This window comes from Methylobacterium goesingense (genome assembly GCF_022179225.1).
GTDB lineage: Bacteria > Pseudomonadota > Alphaproteobacteria > Rhizobiales > Beijerinckiaceae > Methylobacterium > Methylobacterium goesingense.
This window is the reverse complement of the sequence record NZ_BPQL01000099.1, coordinates 1-3,172: the sequence shown is the minus strand read 5'-3', so window position 1 is coordinate 3,172 and position 3,172 is coordinate 1. Positions and strand designations below refer to the sequence as shown.

The 3,172-nt window shown below is 62.6% G+C and carries 2 protein-coding genes; one reads left to right on the top strand and one right to left on the bottom strand.

The genetic code is table 11. The annotated features are described in order from the left end of the window. The first annotated feature begins 135 nt into the window (after positions 1-135). The gene (gene recD2 / locus MFF30_RS17380; protein WP_238280734.1) at positions 136-2,370 is read left to right on the top strand and encodes an SF1B family DNA helicase RecD2; all 2,235 of its coding nucleotides are present in this window, start codon (positions 136-138) and stop codon (positions 2,368-2,370) included. 11 nt (positions 2,371-2,381) lie between these two features. Here the strand turns inward: recD2 and MFF30_RS17375 are convergent. Continuing rightward, positions 2,382-3,172 (bottom strand): tyrosine-type recombinase/integrase (locus MFF30_RS17375; protein ID WP_238280733.1); only part of this gene is annotated, 791 nt, incomplete at its 5' end.

The following is a 3,172-nucleotide window of genomic DNA, read 5'->3' as shown; positions in this document are numbered from 1 at the left end:
TTCTGATGCAGGCCGGTGGCGATGTACGCGTCGCAGTGGATCGGAGTACGAGCATTTTCACCCGCGAGTACATAGGTATCTGAGGAGATAATCCTCGCCGGGCGCGCGCTCGTGCGCGTGAACCGGGACCATGAGATGAACCCCAGGGCGGGGACCAAGCAGTTCGAGCGCGGCACGCCCGTCGAGACACTCGCGGGGACGGTGGAACGCGTCACCTTCCACAATTCGGAGACGGGCTTCTGCGTCCTTAAGGTGCAGGCGCGGGGCCAGCGCGACCTTGTTCCGGTGATCGGACACGCTCCAGCCATCGGCGCAGGCGAGTGGATCACGGCGACCGGCGTCTGGTTCTCCGACCGGCAACACGGACTTCAGTTTAAGGCCGAGACGCTTAAGGCGACGCCGCCGACCGGGATTGAAGGCATCGAGAAGTACCTCGCCTCTGGCTACATGCGGGGGATTGGTCCGGCTATGGCCAAGCGCATCGTGGCGCTGTTCGGCGAGAACACCTTCGAGATCATTGAGGCCGAGCCTGACCGCCTGAAGGAGATCGGAGGCATCGGCCCGAAGCGTGCTGAGCGCATCGCGGAAGGCTGGGCCGAGCAGAAGGCGGTTCGGGAGATCATGATCTTCCTCCACGCTCATGGCGTCGGCACGGCGCGCGCGGTGCGCATCTTCAAGACCTATGGTCAGGAATCGATCAAGGTCATGACCGAGGACCCGTACCGTCTGGCGCGTGACATTCGCGGCATCGGCTTCAGGACGGCCGATGCCATCGCGATGAAGCTTGGGTTGGAGAAGGAAGCCCCGCAGCGACTGCGGGCGGGTGTCTCGTTCGCGCTCCAGACTGCCATGGATGAAGGGCATTGCGGCTTGCCCACCGAGCGCCTTGCCGTGCTCGCCCAAAAGCTGCTGGAGGTCGAGCCCGACTTGATCCGCATCGCCATTGCCCTGGAGCTACGCGGCGAGGACGTGGTAGCCGACACGGTGGATGGTGAGACCTGCATCTTCCTCAAGGGGCTGCACTCCTCCGAGCGGATGATTGCCGAGCGCCTGATCGACCGAGCTTCACTTTCGCCGCCGTGGCCAGAGATCGACCTCGACAAGGCCCGGCCCTGGGTGGAGGGGAAGACCGGCAAGACGCTTTCGCCCTCGCAGATCGAGGCCGTGCGGCTGATGCTGGCCTCCAAGCTTTGCGTGATCACGGGCGGTCCTGGCGTCGGTAAGACCAGCACGCTCGACTCCGTGCTGCGCATCCTCAGGGCAAAGGGCGTGCAGGTGCTGCTTGCAGCCCCCACGGGGCGTGCCGCCAAGCGCATGACGGAGCAGACGGGTCTGGAGGCGAAAACCATCCACCGACTGCTGGAGATCGATCCGAAGCACGGCGGCTTCTCGCGCAACGAGGAGAACCCGCTCGATTGCGATCTCCTTGTCATCGATGAGACCTCGATGGTGGACGTGCCGTTAATGAACGCGCTGCTGAAGGCAGTGCCGGAGCGCGCTGGGCTTCTGCTCGTAGGCGATGTGGATCAGCTACCCTCGGTCGGCCCAGGGCAGGTCCTGGCGGACGTGATCGCCTCCGGCCGCATACCGGTGGCACGGCTAACAGAGGTCTTCCGGCAAGCGGCTGAGAGCCGGATCATCGTCAATGCCCATAGGATCAACCAAGGGCAGATGCCGGAGAGGCCCCGCCCCGGTGAGGAAGCGGACTTCTACCTCATCGAAATCGACGATCCGGAGGTCGGCGTCGCCAAGCTGATCGAGGTGATCACCAATCGCATCCCACGCACCTTCGGCCTTGATCCCGTACGAGATGTGCAGGTGCTGACCCCCATGCTGCGGGGCTCGCTGGGCTCACGCAACCTGAACCATGAACTCCAACGCGTGCTGAACCCGAACCCGCCCGCGCAGGTCGAGCGCTTCGGCTGGCGCTTCGCATCGGGTGACCGGGTGATGGAGACGCAGAACGACTACGATCGCGAGGTCTTCAACGGTGACCTTGGCATGGTGACCGGCATCGATGAGGAGGAAGGAGCGGTGCTCGTCACCTTCGACGGGCGCGAGGTGATCTACCCGTTCGGTGAACTCGATACGCTCGTGCCTGCCTTTGCAACGACGATCCACAAGAGCCAGGGCTCGGAGTACCCAGCCGTAGTGATCCCAATCGTCACGCAGCACTACAACATGCTGGCTAGGAACCTGCTGTACACGGGGGTGACGCGGGGCAAGCAGCTTGTCGTGCTGATTGGGCAGCGCAAAGCCATCGGCATGGCTGTCAGAAGTGGCAACACGAAGCGTCGCTGGACCAAGCTGCGAGAGTGGCTCGTCAACGATGCCACCTTTCCAGCGCCGCCGAAGAATCGTCCAGCGTGAAAGGGTGGTGTTCACGCTCCGAGGTGCTTGCCTTCGAGAAGCTGCATCACTTCGGACTCGATGACGTGGTCCAGAGCGTCGATAGCCGCGCGTAGCTGCGAAGGCACAAGTCCTGAAGAATACACGGCCAAGGCGAGCGTCGGCTTCACGTGCCCCATAAGCTCGGCAATGACGCTGCTGTTGACAGCCATGGAATGCGTTGAGGCACGCTCAAGGTAGGTCGCGAACGAGCGTCTGAAGCTGTGGAAGTCCACCGCTCCGCTTTGCCCCAGAACTTCTTGCCGGAACGTGGCGTACCGCTTCACAACGATCCAGCTTCTCTTCCCATCAGGTCCCGCAGGCGTCAGACCTGAGAACACCCAGCCATCTGAGGAGCTTGCAATCAGGCGTTGGATTATTGGCCAGCCCATATGGTGCACCGGCATAATGCGCCGAGCGTTCTCGGTCTTCCCCTGGGGGATGCGGAATGCCTGCTGTGACACGATCACGTCCTCGACCCGAAGCTGGCAGAGTTCTCCGATCCTACAGCCTGTAAGAAGGCCCAACCGCATGAGATCGAACAGCACGAGACCGTACCGCGAGCCGACAGCCGCCCTCGGATCGGCACTGAAAAGCTTGACCAATTCCTGGGCCTCATAGGCCCGTTTTGGACGCTCCTGCCTGCCAGCGCTGATGAAGCTTCCTTGGCCCTGCCAAGGGTTGTCCTCTACGAAACCGCGCTTCCGCAGCCATCGCCACATGGAGGACAGCGAACTGATTTTGCGGTTTACCGTCTTCTGACTCCCACCGGCCTGCATCAGAA